This is a genomic window from Sorangium aterium, assembly GCF_028368935.1.
Lineage (GTDB): Bacteria > Myxococcota_A > Polyangia > Polyangiales > Polyangiaceae > Sorangium > Sorangium atrum.
This window is the reverse complement of the sequence record NZ_JAQNDK010000001.1, coordinates 18,781-40,025: the sequence shown is the minus strand read 5'-3', so window position 1 is coordinate 40,025 and position 21,245 is coordinate 18,781. Positions and strand designations below refer to the sequence as shown.

Genomic DNA, 21,245 nt, shown 5'->3' with positions numbered 1-21,245 from the left:
TCCGCGCCCCCTCGGGCCGGTGCGCTCGTCACCCTGCGCGGTCGTGACCGCACGTTCCTGGACGAAACTGCTGGGAGCCGGGGGCTCCTGTGGTGCTCTGGCGGCCAGAAGTCGAGCGACGATGAGCGCAGGTTCGTCCTGGACCGCGGCCGGCCGCGTCCGGGGGTGCCCTTCGACGAGCTCGCGCGCTCCTCTCGGCCTCGAAGGGAGAGGGGGAGCGGCCGTCGGCGCCGTCGCGGCGCTACCCGCTGCAGCAGCGGAAGCCGATCGTGTGATCGGTGTCGGCGCGCTCGCGCTCGTCGCGCGCGTCGCACCGGAGCTCTTCGAGCGTTCCCTCGCTGTCGAACGCCCCGCCTCGGGTCCTGCAGAGGTCGCCGGGGCCGACGTCGTCGGAGCACGCGTCTTCCCACTCGCGGACGTTTCCACTCATGTGCTGCAGGCCGAGATAGCCACCCTCGCACGCCAGGCTGGTGTCGTCGCCGACCGGCACCGTCTCGGTGCCGTCGCCGTTGCACTGGAGAGCGTCGAACTCACCGGTGGAGTATGCGAGCGCGCCGCGCTTGCTGCACGCGTCGAACCACTCGCCCTGCGCCACGTCGCCGCGGAACGGCAGCGGGCCGCCGTGGCGCTCGCCGCAGAGGCGCTTGCCCTGGCTCTTGCAGAAGGCGCGGGCGTCGCACCAGTCGATGCAGGTGGCGGGGTGCTCGTCCTCCTTGCGGCGCGCCGTGCACACGGGGGGCGCGTCGGGCCCGGTGTCGTCGAAATCGAAGGTGCTGTTGAACGAGCAGAACGGCTCCTGCGCCGCGACGTCCGGCTGCGTGGCGAGGAAGGCGCGGTAGGCGGCGTTCGACACCTCGGTCTGGTCGATGCAGAACGAGCTCTCGATCGTCACCATGCTGGCGGGGCACTGGCAGACGCCCTCGGTGCAGGCGGCCGTCGTGCAGTCGGCGCTGGCGTCGCAGGGCTGGCCGTACAGGCACGAGGCGTTGCCGGCCCCGGGCTCGCAGGTGAGGCCGTGCAGCGGGCGCACGAGCGAGCACGCCGAGAGGAGGGCGGCCGCCAGGGCGGCGGCGCCGCCGCGGGCGCGGGCCGACGCGCGCATCAGAAGGCCCCCGCGACGCCCGCGGCGTTGCCGGCGACGAACGGCCAGAGCGCCGCCGCGCCGGCCTTCGGGGGCTGCGCCGCGGCCGGCCGGGTCATGTAGAGCCACGTCGCGGCGCCCAGCGCGACGACGCCCACCCCGAGGCCGATGTCGGCGACCGCGTGCTGGACCCGGATGGCGCGCACCTCGGCCTCGGTGCAGCGCGGGGCGCACGTGGCGCGCAGGTCGGCCTCGGCGCTCAGCGAGAGGGCGCCGGCAACGGTGAAGACGGCGAGCCCCGCGACGCCGACGGCGCCGGAGGCCCACACGAGCCCCGGGACCGAGGGCTCCGCCGGCAGCGCGGCGGCGCGCGGGGCGAGCGGGCGAGGCGAGGCGGGCGCGCCGGCCGAAGCCGCGCCCAGGGTCACGGTGAGCGGGCGGTTCTTCTCGCCTTCGCGGATGAGCACGCGCTCCTCGACCGCAGGGCCCGTCGCGGGCTCGAAGCGGAAGGTGTGCGGCCCCGGGTCCACCGGCAGCGCCTTGCCGTCGAGCGCCGCGGCGAGGGGGCGCCCGTCCACGAGCACGCGCACGTCGAGGCGCTCTCGCCCGTGCGCGTCCCTCGCGACGACGACCACGGAGGGCAGGCTCTGCTCGACCTCGGCGAGCCACGGCCCGCAGTCGGCCACGGCGGCCGCCGGGCACGTCGGCTGCGAGCAGGCGACGAGCGCGTCGCGCGCCTCGATCAGCCGGCCGTCGCGGCGGAGGCCCTGCGCGCGCTCGTAGGCGGCGGCGCACGCCTGCTTGTCCGGCGCGGCGTCCGCGCGGGCGCCGGTGAGCGAGAGCGCCGCGGCGGTGGCGAAGGAGAGCGCGAGCCGGGCGCGGGCGGGACACGGAGGGTTCATCGGTTCACAGGCACTCGGGCTTGAGCCGGCGTATGCCGGCCTTGTCCACGGTATAGGGCGGGGAGCAGCGCTGGGCGTCGGCGCGGGTCGCGCGCGCCGCGGGTATGGGCGCGCGCGTGCCGGCGGCAGGTCGCGCAGGGCGCTGTGCGGGCGCCGGCGCGACCGCGTTCGCCGGGTCAGCCGCGGCAGCGCTCGCCGGGTCAGCCGCGGCGGCGCTCGCCGGGTCAGCTGCGGCAGCGCTCGCCGGGTCAGCCGCGGCGGTGCTCGTCGGGCTCGCTGCGACGGCGCTCGTCGGGCTCGCCGCGACGGCGCTCGTCGGGCTCGCCGCCGAGGCGCTGGCCGGCTGCGCCGCGGGCGCGTGGACCGCGCGCGCGGCGTCCTCCGGGCCGGGAGGGGCGCGGCGCCACGACTGCGCCGCGAGCACAGCCGCGCCGCCGAGGACCAGCGCGCCGAGCAGCGCGAGCCGCGGACGCGCGCGCTTCCTCGCCATGGGGGGCGGACCGTCGCGCCGCGTGCCGTCCGTCGCGGGGAGTCCCAGCGAGACCACGCTGGACGTCACCGACCCGGGCGGGGGCTCGGCTGCGAGCATCCCCTGATCGAGGGCCCTCGACGGGATCGCGGGCGCGGTCTCTGCCAGTCCGCGCCCCGGATGGCGCTGCGAGATGGACTCAAGTCCGCTCCCGCCGCGGGGCTCGCTCGGCCCCCCGAGCGCGGCCGCGCCCGCGCTCGGCGTCGCGGGGGCGCTCGGGATCGCCGCCGACGCGCTCTCGATCGCGGCGACGCGGGCCGCCCGCCGCGCGAGCGCGTCGCCGGCGAGCTCCTCCACCCACTCGCCCACGGCGCGCGGCGACGCGAGCGGGACGGCGTCCTCGATGGCGACCGCGAGCTCGCGGGCGGTCGGGTAGCGGCCCTCCGCGTTCCGCTCGAGCGCACGGAGGACGATGGCGTCGAGCGCAGGCGGCACGTGCGCCGCGAGCGAGCTCGGGGGCAGGATCGGCTTCTCGAGCACGGCCCGGATGAGGGCGCCCTCGTCGCCGCCGTCGAAGAGCCGGCAGCCTGCGAGCGCCTCCCAGAGGACCGCGCCCGCCGCGAACACGTCGGTCCGTCGGGTCACGTCGGCGCAGAGGAGCTGCTCGGGCGCCATGTACGCGAGCTTGCCCTTGATCTGCCCGCCGCGGGTGGTGCTGAGCCGCCCGCGCGCCTTGGCGATGCCGAAGTCGAGCAGCCGCGCCGTTCCGTCGACGCCGACGAGCACGTTCTCGGGCGAGACGTCCCGGTGCACGATGCCCAGCGGATCGCCCGACTCGCTGCACGCCTCGTGGGCCGCGTGCAGGCCGTGGAGCGCGCCGCACGCGATGCTCGCGACGATGGGGACCGGCGCCGGCGCGCCGCGCGCGCGCGCCGCCCGGAGCAGCCGCGCGAGCGACTCGCCCCGCACGTACTCCATGACCAGGAACGCCTCGTCCTCGGCGAGGAGGAGGTCGACCATGGCGACGACGTTGGGGTGCTGGATGCGCGCGACGATGCGGGCCTCGTCGCGCAGGCTCTCGGCGATCTCGGGCGCCTCGGCGAGCGCGGGGTGCAGCCGCTTGATGGCCACGGTGCGCGAGAAGCCCGCGTCGCCGACGAGCCGGCCGAGGTGCACGGACGCCATCCCGCCGGACGCGATCGGGCTGTACAGCAGATATCGCCCGATGGGCCTGGGCTGCGACGGCTCCGGCGACATGCCGATGGGATGATACACGAGCACGCCCGGCGCCGCCCCTGGGAGGCGCCGGCGCCGGGCCCACCCCTGTGAAGGAGATGGAGCGACGGGCTCGTGTCGATTGACGTCGTTCGTCTTCGTCTCTGCGCGCGTGCCGTCAGCCCTGCAGAGGCGTGCTCGGCTCGACGAAGCAGACGCGGTAGCCGTCGGGGTCGGTGACGACGACCTCCCGCGTGTGCCACGGCTGGTCGCGCGGCCCATCGACGGCGGCGCCGGCCGCCGCGGCGCGCGCGGCGATGGTCTCGATGCCGCGATCGCCGGCGGCGCTGAAGCAGACGATGACGCCCAGGCCGCGCTGCCCGGCGAGCGAGACCCCCGGCGGCGTCGCGACGAGGAAGAGATCGGCGTGGCGCGCCCAGCGCAGGTGGACGAACACCGGATCCTGGTGGACGCGGGTGAAGCCGAGGAGCTCGTAGAACGAGGCGGAGCGCTCCGCGTCGGCGACGAGGAGCTTGACGTAGGAGGGCATCACATAGGGATCGTCGCTGGGCATGGTCGCTGGGCGCGAAGGTGCGCTGCGCCGGGCCGGAAGGCAAGGCGCGAGCGCCGGGCGGGGCAGCGGCCGCCCGCGAGCCCGGCGGTCTGCTGGCTGCGCGACCGGATCGAGAGAGCGGAACGGACTCTGGTGCGGATAGGCAATGCCGCTCTCCGGGCAGATTCTGCGCTGGCTTCTCGACGCACAATGCGTTTGCGCAATCAGGCCTCAGGCTCGGGCGACGTCCGCGTGACCGGCGCGCCGCCCGAGCGCCTGGCCGACGCCTCGGGCATCGCCGACATCGTGCATGAGCCGATCTCGATTGTGCCTCCGACGTCGACCACGTACTTCTTCGAGAGGTCGACATGAGCTCACTCTACAAGACCACCTGCTTCGTCGCCCTCTCGATGCTCGGCGCCTTCATTGCGTGTGACGGCGACGTCGAGACCTCTGGCGATACGTCGTCCTCCACGACCACGGCGGGGACGGGCGGCTCTTCGAGCTCCACGACCGGCACTGGCGGCACCGGCGGCACCGACGGTTGCGGCGGCGGCTGCCTCGACCCGGGCCAGTGCCACAGCAGCTCCGAGTGCGCAGCGAACGAGTATTGCCTGAAGATCAACTGTTACCCGATCGGCGATTGCACGCCCGTCCCCGCCGACTGCCCCCCCGACGCGGACTCCGTGTGCGGATGCGACGGCGTCTCCTACGACAACGCCTGTGCCGCCGCCGCGGCGGGCGAGAGCGCCTATCTCTCCGTCACCGAGTGCGGCGTTCCCCTGCGGCACCGGGTACTGCAGCCTGACGGACGAGTATTGCCGGCAGGGGAGCGACGGCGCCCTGGCCTGCATGGCGCTGCCTGCAGCGTGCGCGAACGATCCGAGCTGTAGCTGCGTCATCGGCGAGATCGATTGCTCGGTCTGCACGCCGACGACAGCCGGCGGAGCGCTGGCGACCGAATGCAGGAGTTGAAGAGGGAGCCTCATCGCTCGCCCGCTGCCACCTGCGCGAGCATCCCGCGCGTGCGCTCCAGCACGCCCCTGTTTCCAGTCCTCCCGGAGCATGGGCCCGTAGCTCAAGGAAGTCCCACCGGGCCCTCTGCTGCCCGCGCTGAGGGCAAGCCCGCGCGCGGCGCCGTTGTCCTTCTCCGAGACGTCGGAGACGATAGGCCCATGAACGCAGTCGGACGGCGACTTGCCGAGTTCCTCGGATCGCTGGCGGCGGCGCTCATTGCCGCCGCCGGTTGCAGCGCAGGCGGGGACGCAGCGGGCACGGGCGGCGCGGCGGGATCGGGCGCGACGGGAGGCGCGTCCGCCACCGGCGGCTCCGCGACCGCAGGCGCGCCGGGGACGGGCGGGGGGCCCGCGGCAGACGCGTCGGGGACGGCCGGCGGATCTGAAACCGAAGGCAGCACGGCTGCGATGGGCGGCATCAGCGAGACAGCCGGAGGGGCGGGGAACGGCGGCGCGGGCGGCGCAGCGGGAGCTGGCGGCGCCGGCACGGCGGGCGCGGCGCCGACCGGTGGCACGGGCGGCGCGTTCCCGGTCGGCGACGAGTTCGAAGGCAGCGCGCTCTCGCCGGACTGGACCGTGCTGCGGCCCGACCTCGCGGACGTGGTGGTGAGCGGCGGCGCGCTCTCGCTCACGCCGCACCGCGGGGCGCTGTGGTACCAGGCGAGCCAGGGCGTGCTTGTCTACAAGCTCGTGACCGGCGACTTCAAGGTCACCGCCACCGTCCACGCCCGGCGGGCGTCGAACCGCGACCAGACGCCGAACCAGTTCGCCGACGTCGGCGGCCTCATGGGCCGGAACCCGAGCGGGAGCTCCGAGAACTACGTGTTGGGCGTGGTCGGCTACGCCGAGATGAACCAGCTCGCCGTCGAGCACAAGAGCACCACCAACAGCAGGAGCACGTACGGCGAGACGGCCTTCACCGCCGACGCCGAGCTGCGGCTCTGCCGGACGGGCGCGACATTCACGATTTACTACCGCCACCCCGGCGACACGGGGTGGCCGACGTCGGTCGCGCCCATCACCCGCGCCGATCTGCCGGCGACGCTTCAGGTCGGCATGATCGCCTACACGGGCGTGCCGTCTCCCGACTACGTCTCCATGTTCGATCACATCACCTTCGAGCCGGTCGGCGCAGGTTGCGATCGCTGACATGACGTGCCCGGCGCGCCTCCACAGTCGTTCGGCCCGCGAACCTTCCCGTGACCGAGGCAGCTTTCGCTCCCGGCGAGCGGTCCGCGCCAGGTGCTCGTCGCGACCCTGACGCAGACCATCACCGCCGCCCACGCGACGGGCAACCTCACGACCGCGCAGATCGCCGCTCGCACCCTCTCGGGGCTCGTCAGCGCCCCGCAGGCGATGCCGCGGGTAGTGCGTGTCGTCGACCTCGCTAGCACCAACGATGAGGCAGCCTTCACTCCACAGCCTGCGGGCGCGCCGAAGGCGAACTCGCGCTCGGGCGGCGAGAGATCGCCCAGGAGGGAGAGGTTAGCGCGCGCGCCCTTCGCCCTCGCGGGCGCACGACCGTGGCGGCCCGCGCGCGCAGATGCCACACTCGCGCGCGGCCGGCCACACGCCTGTCGCTGCGCCCACACGCCGTGTCGCAGAACGTCAGCCTGCAGCTGCTCCACCTCGCGCAGCGCGTCCGCGCGCACGTCGCGCGCGCGCCCGACCCCGCCCTGCAGGCCCTCAGCCCCGCGGCGCCGCTGCGGGCGCTCGTCGCGGAGCGCGCACGCGTCGGTGGGCTCGGCGCCGTCTTCGCGCTGGGCGACGGGCTCGACGCGCTGACCTTCTCGCCGACGCTCTACCTGCTCGAGAGCGCCGCGAGCGTGGCGCAGCTCGCGCATCGCTGGAGCGCGCTCGAGCGCGCGTGGGGCGTGCGCCACCAGACGCGGTTCGCGCCCGACGGCGCCGGCGCCCTGCAGCTCGCGGCGCAGCCGTACGCCGGCGCGCTCGCCCCCGCGAGCCAGACCGTGATGATCACCGGGGTGCTCGCCGCGTTGCTCCGCCGGATGGGCCACGGCGAGCTCGTCGTCGCGGCGCGCGCCGCGCGCGGACCGTGGCGCGAGCTCGCCTGCGACGCCCATTGGCTCGGGCCCGCGTCGCTAGCCGAGCCGCCGGTCGCGCTCCGCCTCGCGTGGTCGCGCCGGACCGCGCCGGCGCCGTCCGCGCGCCAGACGTTGCACCCGCCGAGCGCCGCGGACGACCCGGTCGCCACCACGCTCGCGGCGATCGTGCGCGAGCCGCACGCGCCGTGGACGTCGCAGGGCCTCGCGCACGCCACGCGCCAGTCGGTCCGCACGCTGCAACGCCGGCTCGCGGCACACGGCACCACTGCCTCGGCGCTCGCGCGCCGCGTGCGCATGCGCGACGCCACCGTCGCGATCGCCGGCTCGCTTCGGCCGCTCACCGAGATCGCGCACGCGTACGGGTTCAGCGACGCGGCCCACCTGGCGCGCGAGTTCCGCGCCGCGTCGGGCATGCCGCCGAGCGCGTACCGCGCGGTCGCGCGCACGCGCTAGCACGCGCCCACGGCGCGGTGCGCGCGCTGCGGCCGACGATTGGCGCGCAGGTTCAAGCCCGCCGCGCGCCCCGCTGCGAGGGTGAGCACGCACCGGCGAGCGACCATGCCCCCCGGTGCAGAAAGGCACGCCCCCTCCGTATGAACCCCGAACGCAACAAGCGGATGCTGCTCGAGCTGTACGACGCCGTGGTCGGCAAGCACTGGGACGCCGTCCGCGCGCTGTTGACCGCCGACTTCGTCGACCACAACCCCGACGCGCGCGCCGCGCCCGGGACGAACGGCTGCGAGGCCTTCATCGCCTATTTCCGCGACGGCGAGACGCCGCTTCACGGCGCGCAGGTCGAGATCCAGCGCATGATCGCCGACGCCGAGTACGCCGTGGTGCACTACAAGCTCGTGAACCCGCGGCGGCCGCGCGGAGTCGCGGTGGTCGACATCTTCCGCGTCGCCGACGGGCGCTTCTGCGAGCACTGGGACGTGCTCCAGGACATCCCGGCCGACGCGCCGAACCCCCGCGCCATGTTCTGAGCGCGCCGCCTCGCACCCACCGCGCCTACCCCTCGCCGAGTTGACAGCCGATCACCAATCGGCGCACGACACACGGCGACGCCACTCGGGCGGGGAGCAGCGCCCTGCGCCGCTGGCGCGGGGTTTTGCCGGGGCGCCCAAAGCAATCACTCAACGGCCACCCACGCGCCGTCGCGAAAGGTCAAGGGCGTGCTCTGAACAAGACCGTCGGGGCTGCTTGAAAGGCGCGTGCCCTCCGCTGCCAGAGCTTCGCGCCAGTCCGGGTCCTCGTCGTCGATACAGCACAGCTGATCGTTGAAGAGTTGCACGATGGGATTTCCGCGGGCGCGTCGCGTGAGCTCGAGGCCGAGCCACGGTAGCAACAAGAGCGAGGATGCGGAGAGCTGCGGGCCTGTCAGGTCGCGCAGCGACGGGCTCGTCGACTGCCGCATCTCGGTGTCCTCGACGGCGATGGCGGCGCTGCGCCAGATCCGGAGGGCTTCATCGTATTTCTCGCGAGGAAAGCTGAAGCGCAAGTCTCCTTCCTCGCGATCGCGCAAGACGCCATAGAGCTCGGGCGCGACGTGCACCGCGGTGTGCTGCTCGGGGAGCAGACTGCGATGCACGACTTCGGGTGGCCATACCTCCGGCGCGGTCGACGCGCGCCACGGGGATCCAGCGATCCATTGGGCTTTCTCCAGTGGCCTGGCGAAGCGCCGCGTTGGCGTGACGCCGAGGCTCACGGTCTGCGAACTGACGAGGCAGGGGCCGCTCGTGGTGCGCTGCTCCGTCAAGCGCACTTCCAAGCCAAACCAAACCTCACCCGGGAACTCGAGCACGGTGAATTCGCGCGGCTCGACGGCAAAAGTCCGTCCCTCGAACTGCGCGTCCCCGCCAAGCCCTGCTGTGAGCGCGAACGGATACGCCGACCACGCGGCGCCGTCCAACGTCTCCAGCGTCGCGGGGCCGACCCGCAAGTCGAAACGTCCACCGGCTTCGACCACCCGCACGGGACCGCGCGCGCGCAAGGCGTGGATCCCGACGCCCACGATGAACTCCGTGCCCACGATGTCGACCAAGCGCGCCGGCTTCAAAAATTCGAACATGGTCCAGCCTGGTACCACAGTTGCAGTTGATTGGAGTATCCGGCCCAGCGCGACGCCAACGGGTCGTCGCAGTGGGAGGCTAGGACGTCGAATGCGCCTTCTACCGCCCAGTCGCCGGCTGTCGGGGCGCCTCGGGTCGGTGGGCGCTGCGCGACCGAGCGCGTTTGCCGCGAACCTGTGGCGCGCGCAGCCTCCCTCGACGCTCTTTTCGAAAACGCCGCCCCGCGCGAGCCGTAAGCCGCGTGTCCGTTGTCACCGGGTCGGGTCAGCGTAGCATCGCCGTTGCAGCGCGCCGCCTCGGCCCGCTGCGTTCGAAAAGGGGAACATCCTATGCACATGCAACTAGCTCGCGCTTGTTTTCGCGTGCTGTCGGTCGCTTCGGTCGTCGCCCTCCTGGGGTGCAACGTCGGGGTCGAGAGCCCGGATCAGGGCAACGGCGACGTCGACGGGGGCGAGGACGAGGCGATCGGCACCGCCGAGCAGACGTTTGCCGCGTTCGGGTACAGCAGCGCCACCGCGACGTCGGGCAACGCCTTTCAGAACCTCGGCACCTGGAGCGGGAACGCGGCCTACATCATGGGCGTGACCGGCAACCTCCGGGACGGTGGCAACGTGGCGATGTACAGCTGGCTCGGAACGGCGCGCGTGTTCGCGCACGCCGACTCGGGGGTGTCGGTTCGCGCCTACGGCGGGCTCGCCAACCCCGGCACCATGATCACGCAAGTCGGTTACTCCAACAACAGCTACACCACGACCAACCCCAGGGTGTACCTCGCGTCCACCAGCAACAACCGACGCTGCTTCCTGACGCAGGTCATCAACTACGAGGGCAGCGACAATTTCGCCAGCGCGTCGGACTACATCGGCGTGGAGAAAGACGGCGGCTCCTGGTACCTCCACGGGCAGGGGAAGGTCGCCGGCTACGCGAGCTGCGTACAGGTGACGGACTACCTCGGCGAGGCTTACCACGGCATCCAGGCAGGGTCGGTGGACCTCGGCCCCGCGGTGACCGGCAAGACGTGCTGGCTCAAGGGGATTGGCGGCATTCTCCGCGGCGGCGTCTCCACCGGCGTGGTCGTCCAGTACGACGCCGCCCAGTCCAGGTGGGAGATGAACGTCTCCACGAACACGCAGGGCTTCGTGGAGTGCAGCATCTGATCGGCCGAGGTCCGGCGCCGGCGATCCTCTCGAGGACCGTCGCGCGCTCGGCTTCGTTGGCCGCTCGCGCTCAGGCGGTCGCTTTCTTGCGCTTCCGCGCCGGGAGCGCGCGGCCGCTACGAGGAGTCTGAATTTCAAATGGATGCCACCCCCGCCACGCGACGGCGGAGCTGCTCAATCAGTGGTCCGTCGACGCGAAGATGCGCAGCCCCTGCGGCGTGCGCAGCAGGTTGTAGCTCTCGCGCCAGGTCGACAGCACGCCGCCTGACGCGTCCAGCAGGTCCCACGACACGGTGGCGAGCAGCGCCTCGCCCCCCATCGTGAGCACCTGGAGCCCGCGGTGGCGGCAGGCCGTGCAGCCGTCGCCGCGGTACTGGTCGACGATGCGCTGGAAGTAGGCTCCGACGGCCTCCGCGCTCGTCAGCAGGTCGTGCAGGCCGGCGGCGTGCATCGCGAGGTACGGCACGTGGTAGCGGCGGGCGATCAGCGGCCCGTCGAAGTGCGCGAACGCGGCGACGAAGTCGTCGAAGAAGGCGGTGGCTTCGGCGTGGTGGACGTCGGTCATCGGCAGGGCTCCGGGACGGGCAACCCGCCATCGTGGCGGGCGCGGGGGACGACAAGACTGCTGCCGCCATGGATAACACACGCCCGGCCGCCCGCTCCTGGACTGTGGCCTGCGGTCACGACCCGACGCCTCGCGCGTTGGGGCGCATGGGCAGGAGGTACCGATGGACGAGCCCTGTGGACAAGATCTGGCGAACGACGCGGTGGTTCCCGAGCGGCTGGCGGAGCTGTTCCGACACGTGGCCGACAACCTGGAAGCCCACGCGCGCTGGGTGGGCAGCGCAACGCCCGAGGCCCGCCTCGAACACGACGCGATGCGCCGGGTGGCCGCCGGCTATCGCGAGATCGGCGAGGCGGCGGGCCGCGCCGCGGAGACGATGCGGGCTGCGGGCGATTTGCCCGCCGCGCCCCACGACCTCGCGCGCTTCGACCGCGGCGCCTTCGAAGCGTGGATGCGCCGCAAGATCGAGCTTCAGCGCGGTTTTGCGGCGCTGCTGCTCAAGCACGCCGAAGCCTCCGAGCGCGTCCTGCGCTCCATGGCGGCCGACGATCGCGGGTGACGGCCGCGGCATCCACAGCAGCGACCCCCGCCTCGCCGGCCTCGCGCGCGCCTGGATCCGTTTCGCCAACACCACCGGTCTTCAGAAGCTTTGGGGGCCCACCGACGGCTGCATCGGCCTGACCAATGAGGATGTCGATGTGCTCTATGCGCTCGTGCCGGCGTCAACGTGGCTTGCAACCCAGGGCAGGTCCCACCCGCTCACCTCACAGCGTTTTACCGACAACGCAAGCCGGGCCACTTACGTTCGGCACCGTATCGTACGCGTCGACGAGCGAGTAGCTGGGGCTCCCGCCCGGATACGTCTCGCGCTCGAAGAGCGAGTAGAAGACACGCTTCTGCAATGAGAACTTGGAGACGGGTCTCTCCCAGAACAAGGCCGTCCCGTAGCTGCCGTTCGAGTCGAGGAGGACAGGAGCCGCATCCGTCCAGGTAGGAGTGGCCGCCGCGGCGCCTGCCCAGATCCCCGTACGATAGTAGGTGGGACCGTAGACGCCGCCGTTGGGTCCAAGCAAGAAATCAGAATACACGATTCGCAGGATCGGATCGCAGCCCTTCATCGTCGTTGCGACGTCGATGACCGAGGCCCGCGGTACGATCTGCTCGCTCTGCCAAGTGTTGTTAGGATCATTGGCATTTGTGTGGTGGAGTTCCGGACCCCGATGGTGCCGTTCGAAGCGGCCGCGATGGCCGGCCTGTAGGCACCTGCAGTGTCGATGGCGAAGGGGAGGCCCAGGTGATGCCATCCGTGGAACTCGAATAGTAGACCGTGCCCCCGTCGGCCCAGACCGTATGAAGGCCGCTCGACGACGCGACGGTCTTCTTCCCGTTGGTGTCGGCAAGGAGGCCCTGCGTCGTGCTCTGGTAGACCGGGGCGGTGATGGTGAGCGCCTCGGCCACTTCGGCCACAGGCTCCTGGCGTGGCTCGTTGCCCTCGCTCTCGCCGACACAACCGCTCGCCATCGGTAGGATGCAACAAGTCGCTGCAGCCCCTGCGTACCGGTGCAACAGGTTCGATGCCATCGTGCTCCTCCCTGACCGAACATTGATCGTCGCGCGAGCTCTCGTGTCGGAGAACCGAGCTCTACCCACGCGGGCCGGCTCGATCTCCGTGTCCTTCCTGCTGATAGGCATGCGCTTGCCGAGTTGGAGTTGCATGGTCGTTCCTTCTTCTCAGAGTGTGGGCGGGCATCCTCCACGGCCGGGCCCTCTGCCCGGTCGTGTCCTGCCCCTTCAATGGGTTACGCCGAGGTCCCGGTCCTGCTGCGGGAGCGGGGCGAGCCGCGGGTCGGCGCGCGCGATCCGCGGCCTCTCCTGCTCTACGCTCCGAGGAACACCGATCTATCGAGCGCGGAGGATTTTTTCGGGGAACGATCACCCGGAAGCTCGCCCAGCCGGCGGCCGGCTCCTCGGCCCGGATCCGGAGCCCCGCGCAGGTCGTCCTCTCCGGCTGCGAGACGGGCCGGGCCGAGGGCCCCGGCCTGGCGCAGGCGTTCGTGGTGGCAGGCCCGGGAGCCGTGAGGTCGTGAAGCTGCGGCGCACCCTGCGGCGAAGGGAGGCGGAGGTCGGCGACCTCCGCCTCTTTTTTTTTTGTACCTTCGATAGATCGGCCGCCACACGGCGTAATCCATTCACGAGGCGACGCGAGCGGGCGCCGGGCCCGAACATGGAGGCCGCCCGTTACCCGGTGGGAACAAGGGTATGGCGACCCCTCGACGCTCATGACGCCCCTTGAACGGAGGACTATTATGACTATTCGTAGACGTTTGTTTGGATGTCGAACCCTCGGGACCTTGCTCCTCTTGGTGACGGCGACGACCGGACGGCACGCGCTGGCGGCCGATCTGCTGGTCAGCAGCGAAGAGACCCACTCCGTGCTGCGCTACGACGAAACAGGGGTGTTCGTCGGCACGTTCGCGAGCGGCAACGGGATGAACCGTCCCGAGGGACTGGCCTTCGACGACGACGGGCGCCTCCACGTCGCGAGTTATGGATCCGACATCGTTCAACGGTTCGACGGTACGACGGGCGCCTTCCTCGATGTGGTCGTCTCGAACGCGATGGGCGGGATCGCCGAGCCGGTGGGGTTGAGCTTCGGTCCTGACGGCAACCTGTACATCGCTGACCGCGCGACGGCGAGCATCCTTCGGTTCGACGCGACGGGGACGTTCCTCGGTGTGTTCGCGCAAGGGGGCCTGGCGTGGCCCGATGCTATTTCGAGTTGGCGACCGGCGCCTTCGTCGACACGTTCATCGCATCGGGCAGCGGCGGGCTGAACGGGCCGACGTTTCTCGCATTCATCCCCGAGGTGGCTCCGGGAGGGGAGAATTCCGACACCGGCGGATGTGGGGACGCGAGCTCCGGCGGCTCACCCACCGGTCCTGGCGAACAAGGCGGCTTCTCCTGCGAGGCCGCGGGCGCGCGCTCCGCGTCCAGCACGAGCGCGCCCGCTCAAGCGGCCGTCGCCTTCGCGCTCTTCGCAGCCGCGATCACGGCTCGACGCCAGCGGTCGCGCTCGCGAGCGGCCTGACCCTCGACGGAAGCGCCCTTCATGAGCCACGTGGCGCGAGCCGCGCTCACGGATTGGGCGCGCGAGGTCCCCGACCTCCGCGAGCCCGAAATTGCTGGGGCGTTCGACGAGAGCGGCTCCCTGGAGAGTGCGACGCTCGGCGAGCGTCCCGGTCATCGCCCCGGTTGACGGTCGGGGCGGCCGTGATGTTATAAACACCGCTCATGGGAAAACCGGCCAAGCTGTTCTCGGTCCCGAACGAGCGGCAGATGGAGGCGCTCTTCGCACGCAGCGCCGAGATCCGCGACGAGTTTCGAGCGTGCTTTTCCGTGTCGCCCGGACACCCGAAGACGCACGAGGAGCCGCGAGAGGCTGAAGCGCCGCATTTCGACGGGCTCTGGGTCTTCGGGGATGGGCCCGGCGTCGAGGTGGGCGACACCGGCGCGTACGTCGAAGCCGAGCTCCTTTGCAATCGCGCGCTCGGGGAGCGCTCCTACGTGCAGTACGGGTACCGCATCGAAGCGCTCGATCTCCGGTACAAGGGCGACTACGCGCCGTATACCAGGAATCGCGGCAGGATCCTGAAGCACATCGGAAAGCGCCTCGAGCTCTTCTGCGCGTACTCGCTGCTCGAGCTCCACGAGCTGGTGAAGAGCCGCGGGGTCGAGGACACGACGCTCGGCGCTCTCTTCTCGCCCAGGCACGTGAAGGCCATGTTCACGGCGTTCCGCGTGCCGATCCGCTTCACCGGCGACCTCGGTTGAGGTGCGGCCCGACGCCTCGCGACGCGCGGCATGTCGCCCGGGAGCGGCGAAGGGAGACGTCCGCGCCGAAACGACCTGCACTGACGACGCCGAGCGCCGCCGCTGCCGAGCCGAAGCCGACCAGCTGCGCAAAGAGAGCGCTCAAGCCCTTGAGCTCATGGCTGCCTCATCGTCGATTCATGGCTAATATTTTGATACGGCGCCACTTTTTCAGAAGGAAGGTCGATCGTGGAAGGGGGGTTCTATGTTAACCAACGTGTGTAGCGTGGCTGTACGGTAGACGGCCGCTACGACGAGCTTGACGCTCGGATCGCTCTTGGATTCTCTGGATCCCACCATGCGCCTGCCTCTTTGCTGCCTTGGGATCCTCGCGTTCAGTCTTTGCGCCGGCTGTTTCATCGGTAGTGGGCAGCCTGGGACCGAGGCCGCCGACCTCGTGGGCGGGCATGACGAGTCCGGCGAAGATGCGGCTCCAGAGGAAGAGACGAATCCCACCCCTCCACAGGAGGGTGAGACAGATACGAGCGAGTCGAGCGATGAGGCTGACTCGCCCCCGATAGATACGGAGGGTCAGGCGGGCGGTCCGATAGAGGATGGTCCGATAGAGACGGATGGTCCGATAGCGCCGTTGCAACCCGACCGGTCGCCAGGTGTGCACGATCCGGGGACGTGTTTACCCTCCACGGTGCAGGAGGGGGACGATTTTTGTTCGGCGCGCCAGGTGTGCACCGGTAACACGATCTCCGCGAACTGCCGGCTTATCGGTGGGGTTGCCAGCTGTGTTTGTCAAGACAGCTTTGGTGGGCTTGCCTTCTCGCTTCCGAGCTTGTCTGCCGGGGTATGTGGCCCGATCCTCGAGGCGTGCAAGGTGGGGACCCGCGCGATGGCTCTCGCGAGTCATCGCGCTTGACCGGCGCGACCAGCGCCGTATTCTCGAGCCGTTCGGGCGCGCCGACGACCGGCTGAGCCACGCCGCCATGAAAAGACATCAGCGCTTCTTCGGTCACAGGAAACACGCCGCGGTCTTCGTCACGCTCGCCCTCGCCGCTGGCGCGGTCGCCTCCGGCTGCGACGGGAGCGACTCTCCCGAAGAGCCCACGGGTGGCGCGGGGGGAACGTCGAGCTCAAGCGGAACGGTGAATGGCTCTGCGGGAACGGGCGGCTCCCCCTCCACGCAGGGATCCCCTTGCCCGGAGCCGACGGGAGCCGGCACCGTCCACGACACGTTCCTCATCGAAGCGGACGAGACCTGGACGGCCGAAGGGAGCCCGCATCACGTTCCTTCGAGCATCGCCATCCGCGGAGCGACGGTGACGGTCGAAGCGTGCGCGGTCGTCGTGATCGGTGAAGACCAGACCATCGAGATTGGCGATTCGTCCGGCGAGCCCGCTGCGCTGCGTGCCACGGGAGAGGTCGACGCAGGCACCCTTCGCCCCGCCACCTTCACCTCGGAGGGCGAGGGCTCCTACTTCGGCAGCCTCTGGGTCGACGTGACGGGGTCGCTCGAGCTCGAGAATACCGTCATTGTCGGAGGCGGCAGCGTCAATACGGGGACCATGAACGGCGCCATCGTCGCCATCGGCCCGCTCGGCCTGCCAGCGAACGACAGCGTGCACCTGGTCGACGTCACCCTCTCGGACTCGGCCGGGATCGGCGTCCATCTGGGGGACTTCACGGCATTCTCGGCGGCCTCGGATGGTCTCGTCATCGAGGGTGCCGGCGCCGTGACGCCGGTCGGCAGCGAAGAGACCCTCTACCCCCTGGCGGTGACGACGGCTGCGCTGAGCTCGATCCCGCGCGGAGACTACGTGAACAACGCGCGCGACGCGGTCCTTGTCGACGCGGCCGATCGGTATCCCGCCGACGTCGTGCTCCGGGATCGCGGCGTGCCTTATGTCTCCTCAGGCGACTTCCACCTCGAGCCCGACGGCGCGAACGCCCTCGATTTCACGATCGAAGCGGGGGTCACCGTGGCATTCCCAGGCGATTCCCGTCTGGCGCTCGGCTCGGCCTCGGGCCCCGTGCGCGTCGTCGCGCAGGGCACGGCGGCCAAGCCCATCGTCTTCACCTCGGCGAAGGACACGAAGGCCGCCGGTGATTGGGTGGGTGTCGATTGGGGGGGCGCGCCGGCAGGCGGCAACGTGTTCGACTTCGTGCGGATCGAGTATGCGGGCGCTCCTTCGCAGATCGCGAGCTTTGGATGCGGCCCGAACGTCAACGACGCGGCGCTCATCCTCACCGGCTGGCGTCCCGACGACGCTTTCATCGAAAACTCGAGCTTCGTCGAATCGGCGGGAGGCGGCATCGTGAGCGGGTGGGACTCGGACCAAGCGGGCCCCGATCTGACGTCGAACAACGTATTCGAGGGCCTCGCAGCGTGCAGCGTCACTCAGCCGAAGGTCGACGGGGCTTGCCCCGGTGGCGACGCCACGCCGGACTGCTATTGACGCCTCTGCGCGGCTTACTTGGTCGCCTGGGCCGCCGGCTCGACGACGCAGCGGATGCCGAGGAACCCGCAGCGGTACGTCGCCTCGAAGCCGCCCGGCCGCGCGGTCCTGACGAGCGGCGCGATGCCGTCGCGCCAGCTGCCGCCGCGGGCGATGCGCATCTTGCCGCTACCGTCGTTGGCGCTGGTTGTCCACTCGAAGACGTTGCCCGCCAGGTCCTGGATTCCCTGCGGGCTCGCGCCGGCCGGGAATCTCCCCACGTCGCACGCGGTCTTGCGCGCGGCGCCGCCGCCGGACCAGCAGAGCTGATCCTTCGGGGCCTCCTCGCCCCACGGATACGGCCGCGCCTCCTCGCCGCCGCGGGCCGCCCACTCCCACTCGTCGTCGCGCGGCAACCGCTTGCCCTGCGCCGCGCAGTAGGCCTGGGCCTGCGAGAAGTCGACGCAGACCATCGGCTGCTTCTCCTTGCCGGCCACGCCGTAGGTCGACGCCTCCTTGGCGCAATTCGCCAATGTATCCGTGCACTTGCCATCCTTGACGCACGCCGCGAAGGCCTCGGCGGTGACCTCGGTCCTGTCGACGCAGAGGTCACCCACGGTGGCCTTCACCTTGAGCGGGCCCATCACGAAGCTGCCGCCCGGGACCCGGGCCATGCCGTCGGGGCAGCCGTCCGATGGCTTCGCCGCCCCCGCCGGCGCGGCGGTCGGCTCGGCGCCGAGCTGCCCGGCGCTCGCCGGAGCCGAGGCCACCGCCGGCTCGGACGGGGGCGGGGCCGCCGGGGCGAGCGCCGCCCCTGTCGAGGCGGGGCTCGCGGCCGTGGGCTGCGCAGCGGGCGCCTGACCGGCCGGCAGGCCGCCGGGAGCCGCGGGGGCGGCGCCGCAAGCGACGACGAGGACGCCGCTCGCAGCGGCGAGGAGGAACAGCGAGGAGATGGCGCGGAGCGTGGTGTGGGATCGCATGGTGTCTCAGGAGGCGGTCACGGTCGGCGCCGGCTCGTCTTCCAGCCATTGCTCCTGGATGACGATCGCCGGCAACAAGGTGAACGGCCCGTCGTAGCCCGGACCGAAGGTCAGGATCTGGATCACCCGCCGATCGCCGCGGCGGATGGGGAACATCACCTCGCCCCCGCGCGGGAGCTCGCTGCCGCCCCGGGGCGGATCGATCCAGAAGGCCACGCCATCGGGCTTCCCGCCGAGCAGCGAGATGGCCGAGACGGTGAGCTCCGGGCAGCGGATGCGCAGCCACTCCCTCGCCCTGTACGCGCGGCAGCCCGCGGCCGCGGGGCCGGCGCGGGAGAGGCGGACGCGAGGCGCCGCCTTCCACTCCGCGGCCGTGGGCTGCTTGGACGGCTCGGGCGGGAAGGGCGCGGCGTCGAGGGGCAGCTCGTCGCCGGCGTCGATCGCGCCGGCATCGGTCGCGGCGGCGTTCTTCGCGCCGGCGTCGCTCGCGGTGGCGTTCTTCGCGCCGGCGTCGGTCGTGGCGCTCGCCGAGGTCTTCGCGGCGCCTGCCGCGGCCGTGGGCGCGCCGGCGTCGGTCGCGGCGCCCGCCGCGGCCCTGGACGTGCCGCCGGGCTGCGTGGCAGGCGCCGCGGCCTTTGCGGCGCCGCCGGGCAGCGCGCCGGGCGCCCCGGACGCGGCGGCCAGGACGGAGGCCACGCCAGCGCCCATCAAGGCGAGCAGCACGGAGCGCGGCCTCATAACGTCTCCAGGAACGCCACGAGCGCCACCCTGTCCTCGGGCGACAGGTGGCTGGTCTTGCCCATCCAGTCGGCGTTCTGCTCGATGAGCTCCGACAGCGTGCCGGCGCGCCCGTCGTGAAGGTAGGGCGGGCGGCCTCCCACGAAGCGCAGCGACGGCGTCTTGTACTCGGGGCGCGGATCCTCGTCGTAGCCCGGCGGCGGCGGTCGCTTCGGCATCGGGTACGCCGTGCGATCGGTGTAATCGCTCGAGGGCACGTGGCAGCGGGAGCACTTCGCCTCGTCGCTGTGGAAGATCTCCCGGCCGCGCTGCACGCGCTCGTCCGGCGCCCCCTCGGCGCGCGGCGGCGTCACGAGGCCCCGGCGGAGGAACATCGCGAGATAGGTCGCCCGTGCCGCGAGGCCGGCCGGCGTGTGGTCGATCGGCAGCCCGCCCCAGCGGTGCAGCCCCATGCCCGTCTGGAGCCTGCTCACGAGGTCCTCGTTCTCGCCGTGCCAGCCGTACGGCCCGGCCGCGCCCACGTTGCCGGCGAGCATCGGGGTGCGCCGCGGAAACCCTCGCTTCTTCGCGACCTCGGGGATGTTCTCCGGCCGCCCGACGAAGTTCGCGTGCTCGCCGTCGGCCGTGCTGAAGGTGGCCTCGCGCCAGACGTACCCGTCGTCGCGCCCGTCGGGGTGGCACCCCGCGCAGCCGAGATTGCCGCTCACCGTGGCGTCGAGCGCGTTGTAGAAGAGCCGGCGGCCCTTCGCGACCTCCGGGCCGAGCGGATCCTCGGCGAGGTGCACGAGCGCCGACGGGCCTTCCGCCGCGCCCGCCGCTCCAGCGGGCGCCGCGTCCGGGCCCGCCGCCGCGTCGTGCAGCCGGATCGCCGCCACGTCGCCGGTCGAGCGGCAGAAGACCCACGCGGTCGCCTCGTCCGCGGAGAGCGCGAGGCCGGTCGGCGCGCCGCACGTGCCGGCCACGCGGAGGTGCGGATCGTAGCGGCCGCCGACCGGGTAGCTCTTCACGATCGCGAGCGTCGGATCCACCGCGGTCGCGTCCACCTCGAGCACGAGGTCGTCGCCCTCGCCCGCGACGAGCAGCGTGCGCGCGCGCTTGCGGTACGCCATGGCGCGCGGCTGCGTGACGGGCGTGACGCCCGCGCCCGGCAGGGTGATGACGCTCTCCGGGGTGATCACCTGCTCCGCGAACGCCGACCGGAGCACCGGCAGGTTGCCGTGGTGCGGCGGGGCGAGCGGCTCGTCCCGGCCGGTGATCAGCACGTCCACCGTCGCGGCGCCGAACCACGCGGCGTGGCCCATGGCGCCGAGCGCGTGCCGGGCCGCGAACAGGCGCCGCCCGTCCTCGGAGAGCGAGAGCGCATACCCCAGCGACGCGGCGAGGCGCTCGCCCGACGGGGCGCGCAGCGGCGAGGCGGGCAGGGCGACGCGCCGGACCTTCGGCGCCCCGCCGAGATCGTCGATCCTCGTGAGGTCGGCGCCGACGAGGTGGCTCACGTACGCGGCGCTGCCGTCGGGCAGCACCGCCACGCCCCGCGGCTCGCGCGCCACGTCGACGGTCCACCGCGTCTGCCTGGTCTCGAGGTCGACGGCCGAGACCTTGTGGGTCCACGCCGAGGTCACGATCGCGGTCTTCTCGTCGGGCGTGACTGCGATGCCCCACGCGTCGGCGGGCAGCGGCACGCGGCCCACCTCCACGAGACCAGCCGCGGGATCCGGCCGGAAGATCAGCAGCAGCCCCGGGTCGCGGACGGTGGCGAGGACGCGCGCTTCGTGCTCGCCGCGCCCGCCGAGCGCGAGCACCTGCGCGGGCCTGCCTGGTGTGGGGACGCCTGCGCCGGCCCGCGCAGGATCGAGTGGCAGCGGCACGACGCGCACCACGCCGTGGTCCTCGTCGGCCACATAGAGCGCGTCCTCGCGCGCCGCGCGGGACAGGGCGCCGCCCTCGCGGACCGGCGCGCGCAGCGGCGCGGCCGTGGACGGTGGCTCGGGAGCGGCCGGAGCGCCCGCGCCGCTGGCCGAGGCGCTCGCGCCGCTGGCTGGGCCAGGCCCCGCGTCCGTGCCGGGTGTGGACCCGCGGGAGCAGGCGCTCGCGGCGAGCGCGAGGAGCGCGGCGAGGTGGCGTGTCGCAGGGAGGGGCGGCAAGGGATCGCCGGATGTTCGCGCGCCCTCGCGCCC

The 21,245-nt window shown here is 72.1% G+C and carries 19 protein-coding genes and 1 pseudogene; 10 read left to right on the top strand and 10 right to left on the bottom strand.

Annotated features, from left to right (window positions below; genetic code table 11):
* Positions 1–241: 241 nt before the first annotated feature.
* The 4 genes from POL72_RS00160 to POL72_RS00145 all read right to left on the bottom strand — a co-directional run bounded on the left by POL72_RS00160 (position 242) and on the right by POL72_RS00145 (position 4,241).
* A complete protein-coding gene (locus tag POL72_RS00160) occupies positions 242–1,102 on the bottom strand; it encodes a formylglycine-generating enzyme family protein (RefSeq protein WP_272092840.1) in 861 nt (286 codons plus the stop codon).
* The gene (locus POL72_RS00155) at positions 1,102–1,983 is read right to left on the bottom strand and encodes a hypothetical protein (RefSeq protein WP_272092839.1); all 882 of its coding nucleotides are present in this window, start codon (positions 1,981–1,983) and stop codon (positions 1,102–1,104) included. The genes POL72_RS00160 and POL72_RS00155 overlap by 1 nt, the downstream gene beginning before the upstream one ends.
* A gap of 4 nt (positions 1,984–1,987) precedes the next feature.
* On the bottom strand, positions 1,988–3,733 hold the full coding sequence (locus POL72_RS00150) for a serine/threonine-protein kinase (RefSeq protein WP_272092838.1): 1,746 nt from the start codon (positions 3,731–3,733) through the stop codon (positions 1,988–1,990).
* A gap of 112 nt (positions 3,734–3,845) precedes the next feature.
* Positions 3,846–4,241 (bottom strand): VOC family protein, encoded by a 396-nt coding sequence (locus POL72_RS00145; protein ID WP_272092837.1) that lies wholly within the window; start codon positions 4,239–4,241, stop codon positions 3,846–3,848.
* Positions 4,242–4,430: 189 nt separating this feature from the next.
* On the opposite strand from POL72_RS00145, the gene POL72_RS00140 reads away from it, so the two are divergent.
* The 5 genes from POL72_RS00140 to POL72_RS00120 all read left to right on the top strand — a co-directional run bounded on the left by POL72_RS00140 (position 4,431) and on the right by POL72_RS00120 (position 8,285).
* Positions 4,431–4,592, top strand: coding sequence for a hypothetical protein (locus tag POL72_RS00140; protein WP_272092836.1), 162 nt, complete (start codon positions 4,431–4,433; stop codon positions 4,590–4,592).
* Positions 4,589–5,113, top strand: a complete 525-nt coding sequence (locus POL72_RS00135) for a hypothetical protein (RefSeq protein WP_272092835.1) — start codon at positions 4,589–4,591, stop codon at positions 5,111–5,113. The genes POL72_RS00140 and POL72_RS00135 overlap by 4 nt, the downstream gene beginning before the upstream one ends.
* Before the next feature lie 282 nt (positions 5,114–5,395).
* Positions 5,396–6,385 (top strand): DUF1349 domain-containing protein, encoded by a 990-nt coding sequence (locus tag POL72_RS00130; RefSeq protein WP_272092834.1) that lies wholly within the window; start codon positions 5,396–5,398, stop codon positions 6,383–6,385.
* 446 nt (positions 6,386–6,831) lie between these two features.
* Complete coding sequence (locus POL72_RS51105) at positions 6,832–7,755, top strand: helix-turn-helix transcriptional regulator (protein ID WP_272092833.1); 924 nt, start codon at positions 6,832–6,834, stop codon at positions 7,753–7,755.
* A gap of 140 nt (positions 7,756–7,895) precedes the next feature.
* Complete coding sequence (locus POL72_RS00120; protein ID WP_272092832.1) at positions 7,896–8,285, top strand: nuclear transport factor 2 family protein; 390 nt, start codon at positions 7,896–7,898, stop codon at positions 8,283–8,285.
* Between the two features lie 146 nt (positions 8,286–8,431).
* Here the strand turns inward: POL72_RS00120 and POL72_RS00115 are convergent, their stop codons facing one another.
* Positions 8,432–9,370 (bottom strand): hypothetical protein, encoded by a 939-nt coding sequence (locus POL72_RS00115; protein WP_272092831.1) that lies wholly within the window; start codon positions 9,368–9,370, stop codon positions 8,432–8,434.
* A 336-nt stretch (positions 9,371–9,706) separates the two neighbouring features.
* On the opposite strand from POL72_RS00115, the gene POL72_RS00110 reads away from it, so the two are divergent.
* Positions 9,707–10,528: a hypothetical protein gene (locus POL72_RS00110; RefSeq protein WP_272092830.1), complete on the top strand. Its 822-nt coding sequence runs from the start codon at positions 9,707–9,709 to the stop codon at positions 10,526–10,528.
* Positions 10,529–10,706: 178 nt separating this feature from the next.
* On the opposite strand, the gene POL72_RS00105 is transcribed toward POL72_RS00110, so the two are convergent.
* Positions 10,707–11,093, bottom strand: a complete 387-nt coding sequence (locus POL72_RS00105; protein WP_272092829.1) for a DUF6841 family protein — start codon at positions 11,091–11,093, stop codon at positions 10,707–10,709.
* A gap of 68 nt (positions 11,094–11,161) precedes the next feature.
* Here POL72_RS00105 and POL72_RS00100 point away from each other — a divergent pair.
* Positions 11,162–11,761 (top strand): annotated as a pseudogene (locus POL72_RS00100) (hypothetical protein); the annotation flags it as partial.
* Between the two features lie 96 nt (positions 11,762–11,857).
* Here POL72_RS00100 and POL72_RS00095 read toward each other — a convergent pair.
* On the bottom strand, positions 11,858–12,181 hold the full coding sequence (locus tag POL72_RS00095) for a hypothetical protein (protein ID WP_272092827.1): 324 nt from the start codon (positions 12,179–12,181) through the stop codon (positions 11,858–11,860).
* Between the two features lie 1,272 nt (positions 12,182–13,453).
* On the opposite strand from POL72_RS00095, the gene POL72_RS00090 reads away from it, so the two are divergent.
* The 3 genes from POL72_RS00090 (at position 13,454) to POL72_RS00080 (ending at position 17,371) form a co-directional block, all read left to right on the top strand.
* Positions 13,454–13,927, top strand: coding sequence for an NHL repeat-containing protein (locus POL72_RS00090; protein WP_272092826.1), 474 nt, complete (start codon positions 13,454–13,456; stop codon positions 13,925–13,927).
* A gap of 457 nt (positions 13,928–14,384) precedes the next feature.
* Positions 14,385–14,924, top strand: a complete 540-nt coding sequence (locus POL72_RS00085) for a hypothetical protein (protein WP_272092825.1) — start codon at positions 14,385–14,387, stop codon at positions 14,922–14,924.
* Between the two features lie 977 nt (positions 14,925–15,901).
* Complete coding sequence (locus POL72_RS00080) at positions 15,902–17,371, top strand: beta-helix domain-containing protein (protein ID WP_272092824.1); 1,470 nt, start codon at positions 15,902–15,904, stop codon at positions 17,369–17,371.
* A 14-nt stretch (positions 17,372–17,385) separates the two neighbouring features.
* Here POL72_RS00080 and POL72_RS00075 read toward each other — a convergent pair whose 3' ends face one another.
* From POL72_RS00075 to POL72_RS00065, 3 genes are read right to left on the bottom strand one after another with little or no spacing between them, the layout of a single operon-like run.
* Positions 17,386–18,330 carry a formylglycine-generating enzyme family protein gene (locus tag POL72_RS00075; protein WP_272092823.1) on the bottom strand — a complete coding sequence of 315 codons (945 nt, stop codon included), beginning with the start codon at positions 18,328–18,330 and terminating at the stop codon, positions 17,386–17,388.
* 6 nt (positions 18,331–18,336) lie between these two features.
* Entirely contained in the window at positions 18,337–19,068 is a 732-nt protein-coding gene (locus POL72_RS00070; RefSeq protein WP_272092822.1) for a hypothetical protein, read from the bottom strand.
* Positions 19,065–21,212, bottom strand: coding sequence for a hypothetical protein (locus POL72_RS00065; RefSeq protein ID WP_272092821.1), 2,148 nt, complete (start codon positions 21,210–21,212; stop codon positions 19,065–19,067). Before POL72_RS00065 ends, POL72_RS00070 begins: the two co-directional genes overlap by 4 nt.
* Positions 21,213–21,245 lie beyond the last annotated feature (33 nt).

Bases quoted from the DNA above. Each gene is read 5' to 3' on its own strand.
- POL72_RS00160 (WP_272092840.1), bottom strand. From the start codon at position 1,102: ATGCGCGCGTCGGCCCGCGCCCGCGGCGGCGCCGCCGCCCTGGCGGCC.
- POL72_RS00155 (WP_272092839.1), bottom strand. From the start codon at position 1,983: ATGAACCCTCCGTGTCCCGCCCGCGCCCGGCTCGCGCTCTCCTTCGCC.
- POL72_RS00145 (WP_272092837.1), bottom strand. From the start codon at position 4,241: ATGCCCAGCGACGATCCCTATGTGATGCCCTCCTACGTCAAGCTCCTC.
- POL72_RS00140 (WP_272092836.1), top strand. From the start codon at position 4,431: ATGCGTTTGCGCAATCAGGCCTCAGGCTCGGGCGACGTCCGCGTGACC.
- POL72_RS00135 (WP_272092835.1), top strand. From the start codon at position 4,589: ATGAGCTCACTCTACAAGACCACCTGCTTCGTCGCCCTCTCGATGCTC.
- POL72_RS00130 (WP_272092834.1), top strand. From the start codon at position 5,396: ATGAACGCAGTCGGACGGCGACTTGCCGAGTTCCTCGGATCGCTGGCG.
- POL72_RS00120 (WP_272092832.1), top strand. From the start codon at position 7,896: ATGAACCCCGAACGCAACAAGCGGATGCTGCTCGAGCTGTACGACGCC.
- POL72_RS00115 (WP_272092831.1), bottom strand. From the start codon at position 9,370: ATGTTCGAATTTTTGAAGCCGGCGCGCTTGGTCGACATCGTGGGCACG.
- POL72_RS00110 (WP_272092830.1), top strand. From the start codon at position 9,707: ATGCAACTAGCTCGCGCTTGTTTTCGCGTGCTGTCGGTCGCTTCGGTC.
- POL72_RS00105 (WP_272092829.1), bottom strand. From the start codon at position 11,093: ATGACCGACGTCCACCACGCCGAAGCCACCGCCTTCTTCGACGACTTC.
- POL72_RS00085 (WP_272092825.1), top strand. From the start codon at position 14,385: ATGGGAAAACCGGCCAAGCTGTTCTCGGTCCCGAACGAGCGGCAGATG.
- POL72_RS00080 (WP_272092824.1), top strand. From the start codon at position 15,902: ATGAAAAGACATCAGCGCTTCTTCGGTCACAGGAAACACGCCGCGGTC.
- POL72_RS00075 (WP_272092823.1), bottom strand. From the start codon at position 18,330: ATGCGATCCCACACCACGCTCCGCGCCATCTCCTCGCTGTTCCTCCTC.
- POL72_RS00070 (WP_272092822.1), bottom strand. From the start codon at position 19,068: ATGAGGCCGCGCTCCGTGCTGCTCGCCTTGATGGGCGCTGGCGTGGCC.